Genomic DNA, 22,259 nt, shown 5'->3' with positions numbered 1-22,259 from the left:
CATGAGCGGAGCATTTTCCGCCATAGGTGCGTTCTGGACCTATGTCTCGACAATTCTCGACCCCTTCTGCGGTCCGGTCGGTCTCTTCTCGCTTTTCGGAAACGGCACCCTTGTTGCGTGTGGCGATGCGGGCTGGGGCGATGAAATCGCCTTCGGCGTCAAGGTCACGATCTCGCTGGCGCTTGCGACATTGCCTGTCGGGCTTCTGATCGGCTTCCTCATCGCGCTCGCTGCGCAATCGCAGGAAAAGTCGCTGCGGCTGGCGGCCGGCATCTACACCACCATCTTCCGCGGCCTGCCGGAACTGCTGACACTTTTCATCGTCTATTACGGCATCCAGATGCTGCTGCAGTCGGCCGCAGGGTATGTCGGCATTACCGGTCCGGTCGAGATCAACGCCTTCGTGGCCGGCATGGTCGCGCTATCGGTGGTGTTTTCATCCTATGCCTCCGAAGTGCTGCTCTCCGCCTTCAAGGCCATACCCAAGGGACAATATGAGGCGGGCCATGCGCTTGGCCTGTCGCGCGGCCGCACCATGGTGCTCATCATCATCCCGCAACTGGTCAGGATCGCCCTGCCCGGCATGACAAACCTCTGGGTCATCCTGCTGAAGGACACCTCCTACGTCTCGATCATCGGCCTTGCCGATATCGTCCGCCAGACCGGCATCGCCGCCCGCGTCAGCAAGGAAGCCTTCTTCTTCTACGGCATCGCCTGCCTGCTCTATCTCATCCTCGCACTTCTCTCCTCCATCGGGATCGGCTTCATCGATCGCTGGTCGCGCAAGTCGGAGGCACGCCGATGAGCCATATCAAGGAACTTCTTCCGCCGCGCCCGGCACCGGCCATTGCCGACAAGCCGCTCAACATATCGCGCATCGTCGGCATCGCCGTCATCACGCTCTGGCTATTGCTCGCCGCCGGGTTGATCTTCGCCATGATCGAAGGCTGGGACTGGGCGAAATTCGAACGTTACGGCCCACGTTATATAGACGGCCTCATCACCACCATCACGCTGGTCGGCAGTTCGATCATTCTCGGCGCCATTCTTTCGGTGCCGATCGCCTTTGCCCGCATGTCGCAAAATCGCGTCCTCGGCGCGCTGGCCTATGCCTATGTCTACGTCTTCCGCAGCACGCCGCTTCTGGCTCAGCTTTTCCTGATCTATTACGGCCTCGGCAGCTTCCGCCCGCAACTGGAAGCCGTGGGTCTGTGGTGGTTCTTCCGTGAAGCCTGGTATTGCGGCCTCCTGTCGCTGACCCTCAACACCGCCGCCTATCAGGCCGAAATCCTGCGCGGCGCGATCCGCAGCGTGCCGCTCGGCCAGCATGAGGGCGCCGCCTCGCTCGGCATTTCGAAATTCATCACCTTCCGCAAGGTCATCCTGCCGCAGGCGCTGATCGTCGCGCTGCGCCCCTATGGCAACGAGATCATCCTGATGATCAAGGGTTCGGCGGTGGTCTCCATCGTCACGGTCTTCGACCTGATGGGCCAGACCCGCTACGCCTTTTCCCGCACATTCGACTATCAGGCCTATCTCTGGGCCGCGATCTTCTACCTGACGATCGTCGAAACGCTGCGGCATGTCTGGGCATGGCTGGAAGCCCGCCTGACACGCCACCTCAAGCGTTAATCAAAAAGCTGGCAGCACTCATCAACGAAGGCTGCCAACAATTTGAAAAATATAACAAATTTGTGACGCATCCATGACTTTGGCAAGGTTGGATTAACCCTGCCGTGTTCCCATCTCAGATACAGCGGCAATGCTGTGATCGGCAGTCATGGAAACGGGAACCGCCGTCATGAACAAGGACATGGAAATGATGCTGAGAGGCTACGGCCTCACCACCGCCCAGATATTCTATCACCTGCCGGACCACCCGCTGGTTCTGCAGACCTATGTCTGGCAGGACTACGATCTGGCCCCGGACTTCCCCGAAATGCACGGCTTCCTCAAATTCTGGCAGGAAAAGCTGGACGGTCCTTTGCACTCCGTCCGCTACGTGCACCGGCAGGTCATCTCGGCGCAGGAATGGCGCGCGCTCAAAGGGGAGTTCATCATCCACTGAGCTGCCACGCCACATAAACATTGCGCCCGTCCCCGATGCGGCTTACAGCAAACCTCAACTGAAGACGCTGACCGGATAAGGCACGATGACGAAGAACCAGAAAATCGACGAAGAGGCGCTTGCCGAGGCCTATAACCGCGCGCTCGCGCTTGAAAAAGCCGGCGATGTGGACGCGGCGGTGAAGGCCTATGAAGAGGTTCTGGCCATCGATCCGGACGATCACGGCGGCGCGGCCGTGCGCATCGCCGCCATGGGCCGCGGCGAGACCCCGCCGAAAGCGCCGGACGCCTATGTCGAAACCCTGTTCGACCAGCACGCCGAAGCCTTCGAGGATATCCTTGTCGAACAGCTCGGTTATGCCGTGCCGATGATGGTGCGCCAGCGGTTGCAGACGCTGAAACTCGGTCCCTTCAAGCGCCTACTCGATCTCGGCTGCGGCACCGGCCTCACCGGCGAAGCGCTGCGCGACATGGCCGACGATATCACCGGCATCGATATTTCCGAAAACATGGTCGAGATCGCCCATGAGAAGGACCTCTACGAAACGCTCTACGTCGCCGAAGCCGAGGATTTTCTCGAGGACAATGACGACGAACCCTTCGACATCATCACCGCAACCGATGTGCTGCCTTATCTCGGCGCGCTGGAACCGCTGTTTTTCGGCGCCGCCGAAAACCTCAATGCCGGCGGCCTGCTGATCTTCTCATCGGAAACCCTGCCCGAAGCGACCATGGTCGGACGCCCATACATGGTCGGCCCGCATCAGCGTTTCGCCCATGCAGAAACCTATGTTCGCGAAAGACTGGCCGCGACCGGTTTCGAGGTTCTCGAAGTGACCGACATCAATGTGCGCATGCAGGACGGCAATCCGACACCCGGCCACCTGGTGATTGCCAAGCTCAAGGGCTGATGCGACATAGGAGGCTTGTGCCCTCGACGTTTCGGCAGTTTTCTTCTCCCCGCCGGGGAGAAGAAACAAGCGGGACATGCTCGCCCTGCGTTTAAGGAACATTGCTGAATCAACCTCTCAGCAACACCCGCCAGCAGGTTGAAGAGACTCATCTTTCCCGCCCGCTCAACTCGCCTTCGGCCGCCAGACGATATCCGCCACGTTGAGTTTCTTCGGCACGATCTTTAGATCGTAAAACTCATCGGCAAGCGCCTGCTGATAGGCGATGGCCTCATCCTGAACCAGCGAGACCCGCCCGAGATCGGCTCCGGGGCGCGTCAGCGAGACCTTGGTGACATCTTCCGGAACGCCGGTGATGGCCGCCAGTGATTTCGCGGTATCGTCAACAGTCGACTGCGCCCTCGCCCCGACATTCGCCAGTTCCTTGAGGATCAGTGGCACGAGATCCGGATTGGCCTCCACGAAATCGCCATTGGCAAGGAAATAGCTCCAGGGATCGACGATGCCTTCGGCGGTCGAAAGAACCCGCGTCGTCGGCTCCTTTTCCGCCACGGCGAAATAGGGATCCCAGATCGACCAGGCATCGATACTACCGCTGCGGAAGGCGGCCGCCGCATCCGGTGGGGCAAGATCGACGGGCGTGATGTCGTTCAACGTCAGCCCCGCCTTTCGCAGCGCCTTGACGGTGACATTATGGGCGCTGGAACCGCGCTTGAAGGCGACCTTCCTGCCCTTCAAATCCTCCAGCGTTTTCAGCGGTGAATCCTTCTGCACGAGGATTGCCGATCCGCCGGCCGCCGCCTTGTAGGTGCCGACATAACGCAGATTGCCACCGGCCGCCTGCGCAAAAAGCGGCGGCACATCGCCGGTCGGACCGATGTCCAGCGCGCCGGCGCCCAGCGCCTCGAGAAGCGGCGGACCGGAAGAAAACTCCGACCATTTGACCTCGATGCCTCGATCCTTGAGGAGCGCTTCGAGCGCACCCTGGCTTTTTGCGAGCGCGATCACGCCATTCTTCTGCCAGCCGATCCGCAATATGGTTGTCGCAGCACCTGCCCGCCTTATATGCGGTAAAAATACCGCGCCCGCCGCCCCCGCAATCAGTCCCAATGTTCCGCGTCGTGTGAGCATATGGATATCCCTCGCTGTTGCCATGTTTCGACGTCAAAAGCGTAGATATTCGAGAGATTTTATCAAAATCCCGCTTTGCGCGAAGGCGACGCGAAGAGAACTGGATATGCAAATTTACCCCTGCTGGCGGAATAAGATTGTCGCGCCGCATGAAACCGCCCTGACCGCGCCCGCCACGGCGGGAAGCAGGTGGCGGGCCTGTGTGCTCGCACAACCTCGGCCGCAAACGAAAAATGCCCTCCCCGGCAGCGGAAAGGGCATTGCTCAAAGGCATGATGGGGCGGGGATCACTCCTCGCCGGACTTCGGATTATCCAGCAGCATGTAATCGAGTGGCAGTTCCGTCGTATATTTGATCTGCTCCATCGCGAAGGCGGAGGACACATCGCGAATTTCGATCTTGGCGATCATCCGCTTGTAGAAAGCGTCATAGGCCGCAATGTCAGGCACGACGACGCGCAGCAGATAATCGACATCACCACTCATGCGGTAAAATTCGACGACTTCCGGAAATTCGGAAACCACCTCGGAGAAACGCTTCAGCCACTCGATGGAATGGGAGGCGGTGCGGATGGAGACGAAAACCGTGACCTTGGTGTTGACCTTGCCCGGATCAAGCAACGCCACGCGCCGGCGGATGACGCCGTCCTCCTCCATCTTCTGGATACGCCGCCAACAGGGCGTGGTGGAAAGGCCGACCTTTTTCGCCAGATCAGCGACAGCCAGCGTGGAATCCTCTTGCAGAATGCGCAAAATCTTACGGTCAAGGCGATCCAATGCGTCTATCCTCCTGAATTAATTTCCTTTCAATACACTAATTTTCACAAAAAAACAGAAAATTGTTTCACTAAAGCCGCATTTCCACATGTTGTCGCAGAACCGGAAGCAGCTCCTGCGTGAACCACGGGTTCTTTTTCAGCCAGCCGGTATTGCGCCAGCTTGGATGCGGCAGGGGAAAAATGCCGGGGCCGGAATTGGCATGCAGATAGCTGCGCCAGTCCTGCACGGTCGCGGTCATGGTCCCGCGCCGCCTTTCGCCCAGGTGAAACGCCTGCGCATATTGGCCGACGGCAAGGATAAGCTCCACCTGCGGCATCGCCGCCATCACCCGCTCACGCCATGAAGGCGCACATTCGCGCCGTGGCGGCAGATCGCTGCCCTTGTCGTCATAACCGGGAAAACAGAACCCCATGGGCACGATGGCGAAACGGTTCGGATCGTAAAACGTCTCCCGGTCGACATTCAGCCATTGCCGCAGCCTGTCGCCGGAAGCGTCGTTGAAGGGCAATCCGGTTTCATGAACGCGCAGCCCCGGCGCCTGACCGGCAATCAGGATGCGGGCCTTTCCCGACAGGATGACCACGGGCCGCGGTTCATGCGGCAATCGGTCGGCCATTCCCCTGAACGGCATGTCGCGACAGATGCGACAGCGGGCAATCTCGCCCCGCAGCGCGTCCAGCCCATCATCGGAAGCCGGCATGGATCGATCCGCCTCAGCCATGCGACCATCCCAGAAGATGGCGGATGATGGTCAGGAAGCCCGCCGCCGGTGTTTCGATATCCGCCGCGCGGTGCTCACGCCGCCATTCGGAAGGCTTCTCGAACTCTCCCGCCCATATGCCGCGCGCTTCCCGCCGCGCCGCCGCCTGTTCCGCGGAAAACTGGAAATAACCCGAGGCAACGGCAAAGCCTGACGACACCATTTCGGCCGAAACATCCCTGCCCCCGGCGGAACAATAAACGAGCAGCCGACCGTAGCGGTCCCTCGAACTGCCGGAACAGGAGAAATTCCCGGACGCGACCAGCCGTTGCAGAACCTGGCGGGCTTCCTGCCCGCAGGGCCAGGTTTCGGCCCCCCGCAGGCATGTCTGCGACAGTTCCGGCGCATCAATGCCGAGCAGGCGGAATCTGTCCTCGCCCTTTGACAGCGTATCGCCGTCGATCACAAAGAAGCGGCCATCATAAGTCTCGCTATTGATCTGGTCGAGCTTGGCGGCAATGAGGATGCCCAGGAAAACCGCAGCAAGGAAAAGCCCGCCGTCGCGGAACCCGGAAAAACCCCTGCGCCTGCCTCCGTTTCGTCCCATGTAACAACAAACCCTTGTCAGAAATGGCAAACAAATCCTTTCACGGCAGCATCTTCTTAAGATTTTACGCGTAGCCTGCAAGCGTTCATGTCACCCCGCGTTGTAACAATGAGTAAAAGCGTCAGCACGTCCACCGACAAGATCATCGTCGACCGGTCGAAGAAACATCGCAACAAGGCGGTTTTCGACACGGTGAAGACGACGCGGGAACGCCTGCAGCAAGGTGCGGGCGCAAGCGACGCCTATGAACGCGAAATGCTGACCATGCACATCGCCGAAGCCCTTCAGGGCGCGATGATCATGCCGCTCTTCATTGTACTTGCCTCCATCATCGGTCTCTATATCACCCGTGACATAGGGCTGATCATCTGGTCGCTGATCGCGCTAAGCTTCCACGCCATGTCGCTGGTGCTGGCCAAACGGGCCGCAAAGCAGGACATCACGGCCGAAAATCTCCAGCACTGGAAAAACCTCTTCCTTGGCATGCAGATCCTCATCGGCTGCGCCTGGGCCATGTTCGCACTGGCGGAACCGGCCCGCAACGACCCGACGCTCGTGCTTTTCTTCAAGGGTGCGACGCTGCTGATCGCACTTTCGCTCACCGCCATGGCCAATTTCATGCTGCGCCGGGCGACATTCATGACCTTTCTGCCGGTGCTGGCAGCGCTCTGCGTCACCTCCGCCTTTTCGCGTGACCCCTTCGATGTCGGTCTGGCGCTGATGTTCGGCATGGCGATCCTCTTCTGTCATCGCATCACCAGCCGGCTTTACCAGACCAGTATCAAGCTCCTGTCCTCCCAGACGGAAAAGGACGACCTGATCGCCGAACTCGAAGTCGCCAACTCGGTTTCGGACGAGGCGCGGCGGCGGGCGGAAGAGGCCAATCTGGCCAAATCACGCTTTCTCGCCTCCATGTCGCACGAGCTGCGCACGCCGCTCAACGCCATTCTCGGTTTCTCCGAGGTCATGTCGTCGGAGGTGCTCGGCCCGCTCAACAATCCGCTCTACAAGGAATATTCCGGCGATATCCACCGCTCCGGCCAGCATCTGCTCGATCTCATCAACGAAATCCTCGACCTTTCGCGCATCGAGGCCGGCCGTTACGACCTGAACGAAGAAGCGATCTCGATGCTGGAAATCGCCGAGGATTGCATCGGCATGATCCAGCTTCGCGCCCGCGCCAAGAATATCAGGATTGCCCAGCAGTTCGAAAACAGCCTGCCGCAGGTCTGGGCTGACGAAAAATCGATCCGCCAGGTCATTCTCAACCTTCTCTCAAATGCCGTCAAATTCACGCCGCAGGGCGGTGAAATCCTTGTGAAAGCCGGCTGGACGGCGGGCGGCGGACAATATGTGTCGATCAAGGATAACGGTCCCGGCATTCCCGAAGACGAAATTCCCGTGGTGCTGTCGGCCTTCGGTCAGGGATCGATCGCCATCAAGAGCGCCGAACAGGGAACCGGGCTTGGCCTGCCCATCGTTCAGGCCATTCTCGCCAAACATGACGGCCAGTTCATCCTGAAATCGAAGCTGCGCGAAGGCACCGAAGGCATCGCCATCCTGCCGGCAAAACGTGTGTTGCAGAGCCTGCCGGCCGTGGAGGAAACCCACGCGATCCAGCCGCGCCGCCGGTCCTTCGCATAAGGGCTCAAAGCCTCAGAAGAACAGCGTCGTTACCAGCGAATAAAGCACGAAAAATCCGTTCGCCATCAACAGGCAGAACACGGCGAAAGAGCCGAGGTCCTTGGCATGTCGCCCGACCGAGGAAATTTCCGGCGAAATGCGGTCCACCAGCTCCTCGATCGCGGTATTGAGCGCCTCGACCGCAAACAGCAGCAACATCAGCACAGTGAAGACGAGAAGATGCACAAAGGGCGCAGCGACGATGAGAAGCAGGCCAAGCCCGACGCCGAAAGCCAGAACCTCATGCCGGAACGCCGCTTCCTGCCACAGTCGGCCAAGCCCCTGCACCGAATAGCGGGCAGCGGCGAAAAGATGCCGCCAGCCTTTTTCCTTGCGAAAGGCGGGCTCGTTCTGCTTCTTTTCCGGCATCGCGTCCATCTTCGGCCTCAATGATCGGTGCGTTGGCTGATGCGGGTGTCCACACCCGCCGCTTCAAAAGTTGCCATGCCGGAATGGCAGGCGGCCGCAGCCTTGACGATGCCGGCGGCAAGCGCTGCCCCGGTACCCTCGCCCAGCCGCATGCCAAGTGCCAGAAGCGGCGTCTTGCCAAGCTTTTCGACAGCGGCCAGATGACCGGGCTCACCCGAGACATGGCCGATCAGGCAATGATCGAGCGCCGAAGGATTGGCGGCTTTCAGGAGAGCCGCAGCGGCGGTTGCCACATAACCGTCGATCAGCACGGGAATACGCTGCACGCGCGCCGCGAGGATAGCACCGGCAATTGCCGCAATCTCGCGTCCGCCAAGGCGGCGCATGATTTCCAGCGGATCGGACAGGTGGTCCTTGTGGAACTCGACAGCGGCCTTCACCGCCGCGATCTTGCGGGCCATGACCTCGCCTTCCGAACCGGTGCCGGGACCGGTCCATTCTTCCGCCGTGCCGCCGTAAAGCGCCAGATTGATCGCCGCCGCAATCGTGGTGTTGCCAATGCCCATTTCACCGACGCAGAGAAGATCGGTTCCACCGGCAATCGCTTCCATGCCGAAGGCCATGGTCGCCGCACAGTCGCGCTCCGAAAGCGCCGGCTCGCAGGTTATGTCGCCAGTTGGATAATCAAGCGCCAGATCGAATATCTTCAGGCCGAGATCATTGGCGACGCAGATCTGGTTGATCGCCGCCCCACCGGCCGCGAAATTCTCCACCATCTGCTGGGTCACGGAAGTCGGATAGGGCGTAACACCATGACGGGTGACACCATGATTGCCGGCAAAAATCGCCACCAGCGGACGGGTGACGGCGGGCGAACGGCCGGACCACGCAGCCAGCCACATGGCGATTTCCTCAAGGCGGCCGAGCGAACCGGCAGGCTTGGTCAGCTGCGCATTACGCTCCTTGGCCGCCACCAGCGCATGCGTATCCGGGCCGGGAAGCTCACGCAACAGCGCGCGAAAATCGTCGAAGGGCAATCCGCTCATGCTCATGGTGTCGGTCTCTTTCATAGCCGGGTTGGCTTTCGCATCGGCTCATGCGTCCGGAAACTTGTGTTTTCCGGCAAATCGGTCTTTGTTGCGCCTCTCATAATCGCGGATGCGCCGCGGAACAACCGGAAATGCAGCGACTGCAACGGAGAGAGCATGAAGGCCGGGGATTTTATAACAGATGTCATGCATTCCGTTGCCTTTCTCAGCCGCCTGCCCGTCCCTTCACGGTTTTTCAAGGATGCCGATGGCGTGTCGATGCGCCGCACCGCCCGCGCCTTTCCCGCCGCCGGCCTGCTGATCGCCCTGCCCGCGGCTTTTCTGGTGGTGATTTTCGCCTCCTTCGATGCCTCGCCGCAACTCACCGGCTGGCTCGCCATCGCCCTCACGGCGCTTTTGACGGGTGCGCTGCATGAGGATGGACTGGCCGATATGGCCGATGGTTTCGGCGCAGGCAAGGACAAGGCACGCACGCTGGAGATCATGAAGGACAGCCGCATCGGCAGCTATGGCACCATCGCCATGGTGCTGTCCTTTGCGCTGCGCGCCACCGCACTCGCATCGCTGATCGAGACACTTCCCGCAAAAACTGCCGCCGCCGGCGTTATCGCCGCACTTGTCCTGAGCCGTGCGCTGATGGTGTGGCACTGGCAGACCCTGCCCGCCGCCAAAACCTCCGGCATTGCCGCCGGCGCCGGCCAGCCCGGCGAAACCGAGCGCAATATTGCCCTGGCGATCGGGCTACTGGTCTTCATCCTCTTCACGCTGCACGCTTTGCCTCTTCTGTCGATTGCACTTGTGCTCGCGGCAGCCATTCTGGCGACGGTTCTGTTCGGCCGGCTGTGCGACAGGAAGATCGGTGGCCACACCGGCGACACCATCGGCGCCTGCCAGCAGATCACGGAGATCGTTACTCTCGTCGCCCTTGCCCTTGCGGCGTAACGGCCTGATATAGATCATCATGGAAACACCCTGCATCCATATCTGCCGCCTCGATGCGACCAACAGCCTCTGTATCGGCTGCGGCCGCACGCTGGATGAAATCGGCGGCTGGGCAGGCTATAGCGACGAGAAGCGCCGCGCGCTCATGCAGGCGCTGCCGCAAAGACTGGAAAATTTGAGAAAGACCGCCAAGGAGACGCATACCGCATGAACAGGCTGACCATCGTTCTCCTTGTCCTCGCCGTGGGCCTCGGCCTGCTTCTCATCAATCACGATGGTGGCCGCACACTCGGTATCGATAATGACCAGTTCGCCCACGTTCTTTATCTTCTGCCCATCGCCGGCCTCCTGTCCGCAGGCATTCTGGCGGGAAGACGCGGCAGCTTCGGCACCGTCATCCGCCAGCTCGCCGTCTGGCTCGTCATCATCCTCGGCCTCGTCTCGCTCTATCTCTATCGCTACGACCTGCAATCCTTCGGCGACAGGCTGCTCGGCGGCCTGATGCCCGGCCGCGCCGTGGTGGTGACGACGGCTGGCGGCGAACAGGAAATCGTGCTGCATAAATCGATGAGCGGCCATTTCGAGGCAAATGTGAGCGTCGAAGGCAAAACGATCCACATGCTGGTCGATACCGGCGCAAGCTCGGTGGTGCTCGCCAACGCGGATGCGGCCGCAATCGGCATCGACACGACAGGCCTGCGTTATACCGTACCGGTCATGACCGCAAACGGCCGCACGGCGGCAGCGCCAGTCACCCTGTCGGAAATCGGCATAGGCCCAATCGTGCGCCGCAACATCCCCGCCCTTGTCGCCCAGGACGGCCAATTGGGCCAGAGCCTGCTCGGCATGAGCTTCCTGTCGACGCTCGGTTCGCTGCAGATGCAGACGGACGAATTGCGGTTGCGGGATCGATAGACCCCAGGGATCAGGACCCTGCCGTGGCACTCTCGCACTGCTCACCGGCGCCGGAAAGGAAATACCCCATTCCGGGCGCAACCGGGATGTTCTTTTCACGCCGACCGGTCGTCGCAGAGCGTTGCCCCCTTGATTCCTTCCCATTTGATAATTTATGTTGGTGCTGTTCTCAGGGCGGGGTGCAATTCCCCACCGGCGGTATCGGGACTTGTCCCGGAGCCCGCGAGCGCTTCCGGTCTCCAAAGCCGGAAGGTCAGCAGATCCGGTGAGAGGCCGGAGCCGACGGTATAGTCCGGATGGAAGAGGACAAGGCATAAGACGCCCGCGCGTGAGCGGGCTTCGCATTGCATTGTTCGCCCAAGGGATATTTGGCGCTTCTTGAAGCGCGAAAATGCCGCAAAACGGCATAACCCCTTGAAAGGCTTGAAATAGAATGACCATTGCTAAAATTGAAGACGCGATCGACGCCATTTCCCGTGGCGAGATGGTGATTGTGGTTGACGATGAAGACCGCGAAAACGAAGGCGATATCATCGCCGCTTCCGACAGCATCACGCCGCAACAGATCGCTTTCATGATGAACCATGCGCGCGGGCTGGTCTGCGTCGCCATGCCCGGTGAGCGCCTGGATGCGCTCGACATTCCGCTGATGGTGTCGCGTAACACCGAATCCCTCAAGACGGCCTTCACCGTCTCGGTGGACTATATTCCGGGCACCACGACAGGCATTTCCGCCGCCGACCGGGCAGAGACAGTGCGTGCGCTGGTGTCGGAGGGTTCGCGCCCGGAAGACTTCGCCCGTCCCGGCCATATCTTCCCGCTGCGCGCCAATCCGCAGGGCGTTCTCGGCCGCACCGGCCACACGGAAGCCGCCGTGGACCTTTGCCGCCTTGCCGGGAAATTCCCGTCCGGCACCATCTGCGAAGTGGCCAATGACGACGGCACCATGGCCCGCCTGCCCCAGCTCGAAGTCTTCGCCGAACGCCACGGCCTGCTCGTCGTGACGATCAAGGACCTCGTTGCTTACCTCAAGGGCGAGGTTGTCGAGGACGTGGTGCAGAAGCAGGTTGCGTGAGCTGCTGCTTGTGGTGTGAATACAAAAACGCCCGGCGCAAGCCGGGCGTGATGCTTGTGAAACCGTCTGGCTTCTCCTCTTCCGTCATGCCGGACTTGATCCGGCATCCAGCCACGGCGCGTCTGCGCCGTGAGAAGAGTCTTTAGCGATCAAAGACTTGATCGCACTGGACCCCGGATCAAGTCCAGGGTGACGGAGGGAAAAAGCCGCGTCAACCTGACCCATAGGTCTGGCGCGCCCTATCATCCATCTCAGCGCTAACGCGCCAAAACCCTACCAGCAGCAGAAACCGCCATCCACCAGCAGATCCACGCCCGTCACGAAGCTCGCCGCATCTGACAGCAGGAAGATCGCCGGACCGACCATCTCATCCACGCCTGCCATGCGCTGCATCGGCGTCTGCTCTTCGAACAACTTGGTCTGGTGCACCATTTCCGGCCGCGTATTCATCGGCGTTGCCGTGTAACCCGGCGAGATGGTGTTGACGCGAATGCCGCGCCCCACCCACTCCATCGCCATGGATTTCGACATGTGGATGACGCCGGCCTTCGAGGCGTTGTAATGGCACTGCATCAGACCCCGATTGACGATGACGCCAGACATGGAGGCGATGTTGACGATTGCACCACGGCCGTTCTTCAGCATGGCACTGGCTTCCGCCTGGCAGGAGAGGAAAACGCCCTTCAGGTTGATGTCCATCATCGTCTGGAACTGGCTTTCCTCCATCTCCTCGGCCGGATTGGCATTGGCGATACCAGCCGCATTGACGGCAAGTGAAAGCGTACCAAGCTCGGCCTCAGTACGCGCAACCGCTTCAGTCAATGCCTGCTTGCTGGTGACGTCAGCTGCAATCTGGATCGACTTGCGCCCGGCCTTTGCAATAAAATCAGCCGTCTGCGCCAGACCGTCATCGGTGCGGCGATCAAGCAGCGCGACATTGGCGCCGGACTGAGCAAGCCCCATGGCGATGCGCTGGCCGATACCGGAGCCGGCACCGGTGACAAGTGCCACCTGGCCGGAAAGATCGAACAGTTTCGGCGCGTTGAGCGTGATGGTGGACATCGGTATTTCCTTCTTCAGATGGTAGCCAGTTCCATGACCGAAACGTCGTTTGCTTCGTCACGGTTGAGGATGCCGGCCTGTTTTCCCTGCGCGAGCACGAGGATGCGGTTCGATACGCCCAGCACTTCCTCGAGATCGGAACTGACGACGATGACGGCCACGCCGCTTTTCGCCAATCCGACGATGATATCGTAAATGCCCGCGCGTGCGCCGACATCGATGCCGCGGGTCGGCTCGTCCAGCACCACCACGCGCGGATTGCGGGCAAGCCATTTGGCAATGACCACCTTCTGCTGGTTGCCACCGGAAAGATCGGACGCCGGCTGTTCGCTGCGGCCCTTCACCCCGAATTTGGCGATGGCTTCCCTGGTAAAGGCGCGCTTGATGCGCGGCGTGATCCAGCCGGTGCCGACGCGGTCGAGATTGGCATAGATCAGGTTTTCACCGATCTCGTGCTCCACCACCAGCCCCTGCAATTTGCGGTCTTCCGGCACCATGACGATGCCCTTCTCTATCGCGTCCGCCGGGCTTTTCAGCGTCAGCACCTTGCCATCCAGCAGCACCTCTCCCGCACTCGTCGGGTCGGCACCGGAAATCGCCCGCACCAGTTCGGTGCGTCCCGCGCCGATAAGACCGGCGATACCAAGGATTTCACCGGCGCGAACGCCGAAGCTGATGTCGCGGAAGGCATCGGTCGCGCCGGTCAGCCCCTTGACCTCCAGCACCACCTTGTCCTGCGGTTCCGGTAACGCCGGGAACAGGCGCTCCAGCGAGCGGCCGACCATGCTTTCGACGATGGTACGCACCGGCGTCGCGCTATCGGCAAATTCATGCACCCGCTCGCCATCGCGCAACACGACGATGCGGTCGGTGATCTGTTTGATCTCTTCCATGCGGTGGGAAATATAGATGATGCCGACGCCCTCGGCGCGCAGCTTGCGCACCTGCTCGAACAGTGCCTGCGTTTCCGCGCCGCCAAGCGCCGCCGTCGGCTCATCGAGGATCAGAAGTTTCGCATCCAGCGCCAGCGCCTTGGCGATTTCGATCAGCTGCTGGTTGGCTGTCGAAAGACCGGCCACCTTGCGGGTGGCGGGAATGTGGAGATTGAGGCGCGCCAGCTGCTGCTGGGCTCTGCGCACCATCTCGGCGCGGTCGATAACGCCGTTCTTCATCAGCCAGCGGCCGATGAAGACATTTTCAGCGATGGAAAGCTCCGGCAAAAGCTTCAGCTCCTGATGGATGAGCACGATGCCCTTGTCGATCGCCTCGCGCGGCGATGCAGGCGCGTAAGGCTGTCCAAGCCATGTCATTTTACCTTCGGACGGCTCACGCGAACCGGCGATGATACCTGACAGCGTGGATTTGCCCGCGCCGTTTTCACCCAGCAACGCCACCACTTCGCCCGGATAGACATCGAGATCGACGGCTTTCAGAACCTCAAGCGGACCATAACGTTTGCTGATGCCACGGAGCGAAAGAACCGGCTCGCGCATGACGGGACCTCCCAGGACACATAAGCAGCGGGAATGCCCAAGCCTTGCGTCCGAAATAATCTAAAGACAAACCAGTGAATGCCCCGCGCATCCCATGGGTCGCGCGGGGCAGCAGGATCAGGGATGGTTGGCGATGAAGCCCTCGACATTTTCCTTTGTCGTCAGCGTCGCATCGGAGAGCTGCACGGCCGGAACCTTCTCACCGCCGACGATCTTGACGGCCATTTCGACAGCCATGCGGCCCATCTTCTGGGTCTGCTGCGTCGCGGTCACGTCGAACACGCCGTTCTTCAGCGCCTCAAGGGCTGCCGTATCACCATCGAAGCCGCCAACGACGATCTTCTGCGAAGGGTTGGCAACCTTGATCGCCTGCGCCGCGCCGAGCGCCAGACCGTCGGCCTGTGCAAAGACGATTGAAACATCCGGATTGGCCTGCAGCATGTTCTGCATGATCTGGAAGCCTTCATCCTGGCTCCACATGTTGGACCACTGTTCGGCGACGATCTTCACGCCGGAATTGGCGTTTACCGATTCCATGCAGCCCTTGGTGCGGTCCACCTCCGGTGTCGTGCCCTTCTGGCCATGGATGATGACCATCTTGCCCGAACCACCGGCCTGCTTGATGATGTAATCGCAAACCGCCTTGGCGGAGGCGACGGAATCGGTGGCAAGGAAGGTATCGCCCGGCGCGCCATCGGCATTGCGGTCGATGTTGATGACCGGAACGCCGGCAGCCTTGGCAAGCTTTACCGGAACGGTCGCGGCGGCGGCACCGGCCGGAATGTAGATCAGCGCATCGATATTCTGGGTCAACAGATCCTGGATCTGGTTCACCTGCGTCGGGCCATCGCCCTTGGCGTCAACGGTGACGACGGCAATGCCGCGCGTCTTGGCTTCGGCTTCAACGGCCTGCTTGATCTGGTTGAAGAAGTTCGCCTGAAGATTGGCGACGGCAAGGCCGATCTTCTTGACTTCGGCGGCATTGGCCTGGCCGAGCGACATGGCGAGAAGGGCGGCGGATGTCAGCAGAATGCGTGAAAATTTCATGATTATTCCTCCATTTGTTGATTGTTGACCTTCGGGCAGATCGAACCTCCTCCCCTCCGGCCGTTTTTCACGCCTCCCATGCCGGGAGGGTCGTTTATTGCGCGGACGGCTCTTCGCCATCCGCAGGCAAATTCAGCTTCTGCGGCGACGCAAGGTTTCAGCGCCCACGGCCAGCACGATGACCACACCGATGATGACCTGCTGCAAAAAGGGAGAAACGTTGAGCAGATTGAGGCCATTGCGCAGCACGCCGATGATCAGCACGCCGATAAGTGTTCCGCCAATGCCGCCCGCACCGCCCGAAAGCGAGGTTCCGCCGATGACGACAGCCGCAATCGTATCCAGCTCGTAACCGAAGCCGCTGGAGGGCTGCACCGAGTCGAGACGTGCTGCAAGAACGATGCCGGCCAGACCGGCCAGAACCGCACAGGCGACATAAACGCAGATCGTCACCAGCGGCACGTTGATGCCGGCAAGACGCGCCACTTCCGGGTTGCCGCCAACAGCATAAACCGTGCGGCCTTCGGAGCGGAAACGCAGGAAAATCCAGGTAACAAGCACCACGACCAGCATCAGCAGCACGGTTGCGGTCAACACGCCGAAATGGCGCTCAATCGCCAGCATCATGAACCAGTCGGGAAAACCGACGATCTGCTGTCCATCGGTGATCATATTGGCGAGACCGCGCGCCACCGACATCATCGCCAGCGTGGCAATGAAAGCAGGCACCCGGAAGGCCGTCACCAGAATACCGACCACGAGGCCGCAGGCGGCAGAGGCGACAAGCGCCAGCACGATGGCCATGCCCATCGGCATGCCCGCGACATTGGCCGTCCAGCCCATGATCATCATCGACAGCGCCAGCACCGAGCCGACGGACAGATCGATGCCGCCAAGCAGGATCACGAAGGTCATGCCGACGGCCATGATGCCGAGCACGGTGATCTGGTCGAGAATGTTGAGCCCGTTTCGGAGCGACAGGAAGTTCTCGCTGGCGAAAGTCAAAAAGACACACAGCAGCAGCAGGCCCAAAAGCGGTCCGGTCGCACCACTCAGCCAGGCAAGCGGGCTCCTGGTGTGCGTGACCCCCTCATTGCGTTCAAGCGCGGACATGGCTCCTCCCGATGACTGTCTTGCATTTTTTAAACCGATTAGAATAATTATTCATCGTCGGCGAAACATGCATAAGCCAGTTGAGAGAAGCTTGTCAATAGGGCTTTGACGGCAATGCCGATACCGCCGGACGATAAACAATCCGCAATTCCATCTTGACAGAAACGCCATCTCTGCAATTATATAAATAGATGCATAAATATTCACACGCATGTTTTGAAGAGGATCCCATGCAGTCCCAGGAGCTAGAGCGCATTGCGCGCCAGATTCGCCTTCGCGACGTACAGGCTGTTTTTGAAGCGGGTGCTGGCCATGTCGGCGGCGAAATGTCGGCTATCGACATCATGACGGCCCTTTACTTCCGCGTCCTGCGCATCTGGCCGGATGATCCGAAGAACCCTGCCCGCGACCGCTTCGTGCTTTCCAAGGGCCATACGGCCTGCGCGCTTTATGTGACGCTGGCCAAGCGCGGTTTCATCCCGGAAGAGGAAATCTCGACCTTCCTGCAGCCGAATTCGCGCCTCAACGGCCATCCGAACTGTAACAAGGTGCCGGGTGTGGAAACCAACACCGGCCCGCTCGGTCACGGACTGCCTGTTGCCGTCGGCATGGCCAAGGCGGCCAAGCTTTCCGGCGCGGACTACCACACCTATGTCATGACCGGCGACGGCGAGATGCAGGAAGGCTCCAACTGGGAAGCCATCATGTCCGCCGCGCAATTCGGCCTCAACAATCTGACGCTGATCGTCGATCACAACCGCTTCCAGCAGGGTGCGGCGCTTTCGGAAACCAACGATGTCGCGCCGCTTCGCCCGAAGCTCGAGGCTTTCGGCTGGGAAGTCAGCGAAATCAACGGCAACGCCATGGCGGAAGTCGTGCCGGCGCTGGAGCATCGCGGCGACCGCCCGCATTGCATCGTCGCCCACACCAACAAGGGTCACGGCATTTCCTTCATGCAGGACCGCGTTGACTGGCACCATAAGGTTCCGAGCAGGGAACAATATGAAATCGCCGTCAAAGAACTTTCGGAGACATTGTAATGAACGCGCCCGTAACCGCCGCCAAGCTTTATGACTGCCGCGACGCCTTCGCCGAAACGCTGGAAGCGCTGGCCGCCGGCAATGACAGGGTCGTCGCCGTCTGCAACGATTCGGTCGGCTCCTCGAAGCTCGGCGGCTTCAAGTCGAAATTCCCCGAGCGTCTCGTCAATGTCGGCATTGCCGAACAGAATATGGTCGGCGTTGGCGCGGGCCTTGCCAATGGCGGCCAATTGCCCTTCGTCTGCGGCGCATCCTGCTTCCTCACCGGCCGCGCGCTGGAGCAGATCAAGGCCGACCTTGCTTATTCCAACGCCAATGTGAAGCTGATCGGCATATCCTCGGGCATGGCCTATGGCGAACTCGGCCCGACGCATCATTCCATCGAAGATTTCGCCTGGACCCGCGTTCTGCCGAACCTGCCGGTCATCGCTCCCTGCGACCGTATCGAAACGGCCGCCGCCGTCAAATGGGCGGCGGACTATGCCGGCCCCTGCTTCCTGCGCCTGTCACGCGTCGGCGTGCCTGATCTGCTGCCGGAAGGCCATGTCTTCGAACTCGGCCGCGCCAACCTGCTGCGTGAAGGTTCCGACCTGACTCTGATCGCCAATGGCACGCTGACCCACCGCATCGTCAAGGCCGCCGATATTCTGGCCAGCCGTGGCGTCAAGGCGCGTGTGCTGAACATGGCGACTGTGCGCCCCATCGATGAGGTGGCGATCGTCGCCGCTGCGAAGGAAACCGGCGCGATCCTGACGGCTGAAGAACATTCGATCTTCGGCGGCCTTGGTTCGGCCATTGCCGAAGTCGTGGTCGAGCAGGCCCCGGTGCCGATGAAACGTCTCGGCGTTCCCGGCGTCTTCGCCCACACCGGTTCCGCCGAATGGCTGCTGGATGAATTCGGCATGGCGCCGGCCGCCATTGCGGATGCGGCCGAAGCGCTGATCAAGAGAAAATAAAGTCTCCTCCCAGAGTCGTCGCGTGTCTTCGGATGCGCGGCGACACCCTTTCTGCAATATCGTCGTTTAATCGCCGCAAGGCCGAAACGAAAAACTGCCGACGAAAGACTCCCATGATGCGCGCCATTCTGTCCATCGATCAGGGCACCACCAATTCCAAGGCCATACTCGTCTCGGAAAGCGGAGAGCTGCTGGCGCGCGGCTCATCTCCCGTCGGCATCGCCTATCCGCAGCCCGGTTGGGTGGAGCAGGATCCGAACCGCATCTGGGCCTCGGTCCGTGAAGCGATCTCCGCCTGCCTCGCCGCCGCCCCCTCTGACATCGATGTCGCGGCCATCGCCATTTCCAACCAGCGCGAATCCGTCACCATCTGGGATGGCGAAACCGGCGAGCCGCTCGGCCCGGTGCTCAGCTGGCAGTGCCGAAGAACGGCGCAAGACTGTGCTGAGCTGATCGAGAAAGGCCATTCCGAGCGCGTCATGGCGCTGACCGGCCTGCCGATCGACCCAATGTTTCCCGGCGCAAAAATGCGCTGGCTGCTGGAGTGCGCGCCGAAGGGGCGCAGGCTCCGTGTCGGCACCATCGATAGCTGGCTCATCCATTGCTTCACCGGCGGTAAAGTCCATGCATGCGACGCCTCCAACGCCGCCCGCAGCCAGGTGCTCGATCTAAACCGGCAGGTGTGGAGCGAGGAGCTTTGTGAGCTCTTTGGCATCGATATCAACACCCTGCCTGATCTGCGCGACAGCAGCGGCGATTTCGGCACCACATCAGGCGTTCCCGGTATCAAGGACGGCACACCGATCCTCGCCGCCATCGGCGACAGCCACGCAGCCCTCTTCGGCCACGGCGCCTTCAACCCCGGCGACGGCAAGGTCACTTTCGGCACCGGCTCATCTGTGATGACGACGCTGCCGCATTTCATCGCGCCCGAACGCGGCATCACCACCACGGTCGCATGGCGGCTCGGCGGCAAGCCGACCTTTGCCTTTGAAGGCAATATTCTCGTTTCGGCAGCCTCCCTGCCCTGGATGACGGAGATTCTCGGCCTGCCGGATGTCGCCGCGCTGGTGGAACTCGCCGCCACTGCCGAGCCAAACGGCCCCGGTTTCGTGCCGGCCTTCGTTGGCCTCGGTGCGCCCCATTGGGATACCAATGCACGTGCATTGTTCTCGCAGATCAATTTCAGCACCACGCGTGCCCAGATGGCCCGCGCCGTCACTGACTCGATTGCCTTTCAGGTCCATGACGTCTTCGCCGCCATGCGCGCGCAGTCGCCTTCGAGCTTTGGACGCCTGTTCGTGGATGGCGGCCCGAGCCAGAACCGTTTCCTGATGCAATGCGTTGCCGACATGCTGCAACACCCCGTCATCCAACGCGACGCGCCGGAAGCCTCGGCACTGGGTGCCGCCTATCTCGCCGGCCTCGCCCTCGGTGTCTGGAGCGATCTCGATGCCATCGCGGCGTTGAACAGCAACGGCAACACCATCGCGCCGTCCGCGAGCGAAAACAGCCAGCGGCCCAGCGTCTGGCGCGATGCGATTGCCCGCTCGACCTTGCCTGTAACCTCGGGTAATGGTGAATAAAAATTCACCCTGGAGGGCTTATGGGCAGGCTAAACGAACTTCGAATGATATCCCGCGTGGCGCAGATGTATTTCAGCGAGCACAAAAGGCAGGCGGAAATTGCGCAGCATCTCAACCTGTCGCAGGCCACCGTCTCGCGCATGTTGAAGCGTGCCGAGGCGGAAGGCATCGTCCGCACCAGCATCATTCCGCCGCCCGGCACCTATAGCGATCTGGAAGCGCAGCTGCGCGAACGTTTCGACCTGCCGGAAGCCATCGTTGTCGATTGCAGCGAGGATCGCGACGGCGCGATCATGGCCCGCATCGGCGAGGCAGCGGCCCATTTCCTCGAGGTGACGCTGTCGCAGAACGAGATCATCGGCGTTTCCAGCTGGAGCCAGACGATCTTCAAGATGGTGGAAAACATCCACCCGCTTAAAGGTGCCAAGGCGCGTTATATCGTCCAGACGCTGGGCGGCATGGGCGATCCTTCCGTGCAGACGCATGCCACCCAGATCACCACCCGGCTGGCGCGGCTGACGGAGGCCGAACCGAAACTGCTGCCGGTGCCGGGCGTCGCCACCTCGCGCGAAGCCAAGCTCTTGATGCTCGCCGATCCCTTCGTGCGCGAAACCATCGATCTTTTCGGGTCGATCACGCTCGCCATCGTCGGCGTCGGCGCCGTCGAACCATCGGAGCTTCTCGCCCGTTCCGGCAACATCTTTTCCGCCAAGGAACTGGCCGATCTCGCGCAGGCGGGTGCGGTGGGCGACATCTCGCTGCGCTTCTTCGACAGGCAAGGCAAGCCGGTGAAGACGCCGCTCGACGACCGGGTCATCGGCCTGCCGCTGGAAAACCTCTCCAATGTCGACCGCGTCATTGCGCTGGCCGGCGGCTCGAAAAAGACCGAGGCGATTGCAGGCGCACTCAGAACCGGTGTGATCGACGTGCTCGTCACCGATAAATTCACCGCCGAACGACTGGTCGGCAAGGAAACATAGCCAAAATCCCATAAAGGAGGAGACATGAGGCGCTTTGAAGGTCAATCCGTATTCGTGACCGGAGGCAATAAGGGCATCGGATACGGCATAGCTCGCCGTTTTGCCGAGGAAGGCGCGAAAGTCGCCATCGCCTCTGTCGACAGGGACACCCATGACGCCGCCAGAAAACTGGCGGACGAAACCGGCGCCGTCACACACGGCGTCATCCTCGATGTGCGTGATGCGGCAGCGGTGCGCGAGGCCTATGGTGCCGCCGAAGAAGCGATCGGCCCGCTGTCCATCTCCGTCCAGAATGCCGGCGTCATCACCATTTCCAAGATCGAGGAACTGACGCAGGAACAGTGGGATTTCAATCTCGACGTCAATACCAAGGGCGCGTTCCTCTGCTGCCAGGAGGCGATCCGCCGCTTCCGCGAAAGCGGCATCAAAGGTCGTCTCGTCAACACCGCTTCCGGCCAGGCGCGGCAGGGCTTCATCTATACCCCGCATTATGCCGCCTCGAAATTCGGCGTTATCGGCCTGACGCAAAGCCTTGCCAAGGAACTGGCGCCTGAGGGCATCACCGTCAACGCCATTTGCCCGGGCATCATCCACACCGAAATGTGGGACTATAACGACCGCGTCTGGGGCCAGATGCTGGGCGATTACAAGCCGGGCGAACTAATGGCCGAATGGGTACGCAACATCCCCATGCGCCGCGCTGGAACGCCCGCCGAAGTGGCCGCACTGGTGGCGTTTCTGGCCTCCGAGGATG

24 protein-coding genes and 1 riboswitch are annotated in these 22,259 nt (G+C 60.9%); of the genes, 14 read left to right on the top strand and 10 right to left on the bottom strand.

Translation table 11 applies throughout. The features are described 5' to 3' along the window. Position 1: 1 nt before the first annotated feature. The 4 genes from JZX88_RS04110 (at position 2) to JZX88_RS04095 (ending at position 2,978) form a co-directional block, all read left to right on the top strand. Entirely contained in the window at positions 2-805 is an 804-nt protein-coding gene (locus JZX88_RS04110; protein ID WP_174029683.1) for an ABC transporter permease, read from the top strand. Continuing rightward, positions 802-1,632: an ABC transporter permease gene (locus tag JZX88_RS04105; RefSeq protein ID WP_065115975.1), complete on the top strand. Its 831-nt coding sequence runs from the start codon at positions 802-804 to the stop codon at positions 1,630-1,632. Before JZX88_RS04110 ends, JZX88_RS04105 begins: the two co-directional genes overlap by 4 nt. A 169-nt stretch (positions 1,633-1,801) precedes the next feature. Continuing rightward, positions 1,802-2,068: an usg protein gene (locus tag JZX88_RS04100; RefSeq protein WP_065116240.1), complete on the top strand. Its 267-nt coding sequence runs from the start codon at positions 1,802-1,804 to the stop codon at positions 2,066-2,068. A gap of 85 nt (positions 2,069-2,153) precedes the next feature. Next, positions 2,154-2,978 carry a class I SAM-dependent methyltransferase gene (locus tag JZX88_RS04095; protein ID WP_206912642.1) on the top strand — a complete coding sequence of 275 codons (825 nt, stop codon included), beginning with the start codon at positions 2,154-2,156 and terminating at the stop codon, positions 2,976-2,978. Between the two features lie 165 nt (positions 2,979-3,143). Here the strand turns inward: JZX88_RS04095 and JZX88_RS04090 are convergent, their stop codons facing one another. The 4 genes from JZX88_RS04090 to JZX88_RS04075 all read right to left on the bottom strand — a co-directional run bounded on the left by JZX88_RS04090 (position 3,144) and on the right by JZX88_RS04075 (position 6,195). Beyond that, positions 3,144-4,109, bottom strand: coding sequence for an aliphatic sulfonate ABC transporter substrate-binding protein (locus JZX88_RS04090; RefSeq protein WP_206912640.1), 966 nt, complete (start codon positions 4,107-4,109; stop codon positions 3,144-3,146). 287 nt (positions 4,110-4,396) lie between these two features. Then, positions 4,397-4,885, bottom strand: a complete 489-nt coding sequence (locus JZX88_RS04085; RefSeq protein WP_065115978.1) for an Lrp/AsnC family transcriptional regulator — start codon at positions 4,883-4,885, stop codon at positions 4,397-4,399. A 70-nt stretch (positions 4,886-4,955) separates the two neighbouring features. Continuing rightward, positions 4,956-5,609: a uracil-DNA glycosylase family protein gene (locus tag JZX88_RS04080; protein WP_206912639.1), complete on the bottom strand. Its 654-nt coding sequence runs from the start codon at positions 5,607-5,609 to the stop codon at positions 4,956-4,958. After that, positions 5,602-6,195 carry a thermonuclease family protein gene (locus JZX88_RS04075; protein ID WP_065115980.1) on the bottom strand — a complete coding sequence of 198 codons (594 nt, stop codon included), beginning with the start codon at positions 6,193-6,195 and terminating at the stop codon, positions 5,602-5,604. Before JZX88_RS04075 ends, JZX88_RS04080 begins: the two co-directional genes overlap by 8 nt. Positions 6,196-6,303: 108 nt before the next feature. On the opposite strand from JZX88_RS04075, the gene pdhS2 reads away from it, so the two are divergent. After that, positions 6,304-7,839, top strand: a complete 1,536-nt coding sequence (gene pdhS2 / locus JZX88_RS04070) for a two-component system sensor histidine kinase PdhS2 (RefSeq protein ID WP_110756919.1) — start codon at positions 6,304-6,306, stop codon at positions 7,837-7,839. A gap of 12 nt (positions 7,840-7,851) precedes the next feature. Here the strand turns inward: pdhS2 and JZX88_RS04065 are convergent, their stop codons facing one another. Further along, positions 7,852-8,256 carry a diacylglycerol kinase gene (locus tag JZX88_RS04065; protein WP_206912637.1) on the bottom strand — a complete coding sequence of 135 codons (405 nt, stop codon included), beginning with the start codon at positions 8,254-8,256 and terminating at the stop codon, positions 7,852-7,854. 8 nt (positions 8,257-8,264) lie between these two features. Then, positions 8,265-9,299 carry a nicotinate-nucleotide--dimethylbenzimidazole phosphoribosyltransferase gene (gene cobT, locus JZX88_RS04060; RefSeq protein ID WP_142856852.1) on the bottom strand — a complete coding sequence of 345 codons (1,035 nt, stop codon included), beginning with the start codon at positions 9,297-9,299 and terminating at the stop codon, positions 8,265-8,267. 153 nt (positions 9,300-9,452) lie between these two features. On the opposite strand from cobT, the gene JZX88_RS04055 reads away from it, so the two are divergent. The 4 genes from JZX88_RS04055 to ribB all read left to right on the top strand — a co-directional run bounded on the left by JZX88_RS04055 (position 9,453) and on the right by ribB (position 12,228). Beyond that, on the top strand, positions 9,453-10,238 hold the full coding sequence (locus JZX88_RS04055; protein WP_210347396.1) for an adenosylcobinamide-GDP ribazoletransferase: 786 nt from the start codon (positions 9,453-9,455) through the stop codon (positions 10,236-10,238). A 19-nt stretch (positions 10,239-10,257) separates the two neighbouring features. Continuing rightward, positions 10,258-10,449, top strand: a complete 192-nt coding sequence (locus tag JZX88_RS04050; protein ID WP_206912634.1) for a DUF1289 domain-containing protein — start codon at positions 10,258-10,260, stop codon at positions 10,447-10,449. Further along, a complete protein-coding gene (locus tag JZX88_RS04045; RefSeq protein ID WP_065115985.1) occupies positions 10,446-11,153 on the top strand; it encodes a TIGR02281 family clan AA aspartic protease in 708 nt (235 codons plus the stop codon). The genes JZX88_RS04050 and JZX88_RS04045 overlap by 4 nt, the downstream gene beginning before the upstream one ends. Before the next feature lie 161 nt (positions 11,154-11,314). Next, positions 11,315-11,465: riboswitch (FMN riboswitch) on the top strand. 121 nt (positions 11,466-11,586) lie between these two features. Beyond that, positions 11,587-12,228 (top strand): 3,4-dihydroxy-2-butanone-4-phosphate synthase, encoded by a 642-nt coding sequence (gene ribB / locus JZX88_RS04040; protein ID WP_080816685.1) that lies wholly within the window; start codon positions 11,587-11,589, stop codon positions 12,226-12,228. 273 nt (positions 12,229-12,501) lie between these two features. Here ribB and JZX88_RS04035 read toward each other — a convergent pair whose 3' ends face one another. From JZX88_RS04035 to JZX88_RS04020, 4 genes are all read right to left on the bottom strand, one after another. Beyond that, the gene (locus JZX88_RS04035) at positions 12,502-13,290 is read right to left on the bottom strand and encodes an SDR family oxidoreductase (protein WP_206912633.1); all 789 of its coding nucleotides are present in this window, start codon (positions 13,288-13,290) and stop codon (positions 12,502-12,504) included. 14 nt (positions 13,291-13,304) lie between these two features. Then, a complete protein-coding gene (locus JZX88_RS04030; protein ID WP_206912632.1) occupies positions 13,305-14,783 on the bottom strand; it encodes a sugar ABC transporter ATP-binding protein in 1,479 nt (492 codons plus the stop codon). Positions 14,784-14,900: 117 nt separating this feature from the next. Then, a complete protein-coding gene (locus tag JZX88_RS04025; protein ID WP_065115989.1) occupies positions 14,901-15,830 on the bottom strand; it encodes a sugar ABC transporter substrate-binding protein in 930 nt (309 codons plus the stop codon). Between the two features lie 132 nt (positions 15,831-15,962). Continuing rightward, positions 15,963-16,943 (bottom strand): ABC transporter permease, encoded by a 981-nt coding sequence (locus JZX88_RS04020; RefSeq protein ID WP_127758017.1) that lies wholly within the window; start codon positions 16,941-16,943, stop codon positions 15,963-15,965. 230 nt (positions 16,944-17,173) lie between these two features. Between JZX88_RS04020 and JZX88_RS04015 the strand changes: the two genes are divergently transcribed. The 5 genes from JZX88_RS04015 to JZX88_RS03995 all read left to right on the top strand — a co-directional run. Then, positions 17,174-17,983, top strand: coding sequence for a transketolase (locus JZX88_RS04015; RefSeq protein WP_078052753.1), 810 nt, complete (start codon positions 17,174-17,176; stop codon positions 17,981-17,983). Next, positions 17,983-18,939: a transketolase family protein gene (locus tag JZX88_RS04010; RefSeq protein ID WP_206912631.1), complete on the top strand. Its 957-nt coding sequence runs from the start codon at positions 17,983-17,985 to the stop codon at positions 18,937-18,939. The genes JZX88_RS04015 and JZX88_RS04010 overlap by 1 nt, the downstream gene beginning before the upstream one ends. A 116-nt stretch (positions 18,940-19,055) precedes the next feature. After that, the gene (locus tag JZX88_RS04005; RefSeq protein WP_206913138.1) at positions 19,056-20,525 is read left to right on the top strand and encodes an FGGY family carbohydrate kinase; all 1,470 of its coding nucleotides are present in this window, start codon (positions 19,056-19,058) and stop codon (positions 20,523-20,525) included. 20 nt (positions 20,526-20,545) lie between these two features. Beyond that, positions 20,546-21,505, top strand: a complete 960-nt coding sequence (locus tag JZX88_RS04000; protein WP_003520399.1) for a sugar-binding transcriptional regulator — start codon at positions 20,546-20,548, stop codon at positions 21,503-21,505. 24 nt (positions 21,506-21,529) lie between these two features. After that, on the top strand, positions 21,530-22,259 hold a 730-nt coding region (locus tag JZX88_RS03995; protein WP_206912629.1), incomplete at its 3' end, for an SDR family oxidoreductase.

Origin of the sequence: Agrobacterium sp. OT33, from assembly GCF_017313365.1 — a bacterium.
Lineage (GTDB): Bacteria > Pseudomonadota > Alphaproteobacteria > Rhizobiales > Rhizobiaceae > Agrobacterium > Agrobacterium rhizogenes_A.
This window is presented reverse-complemented; position numbering and strand designations above follow the sequence as displayed.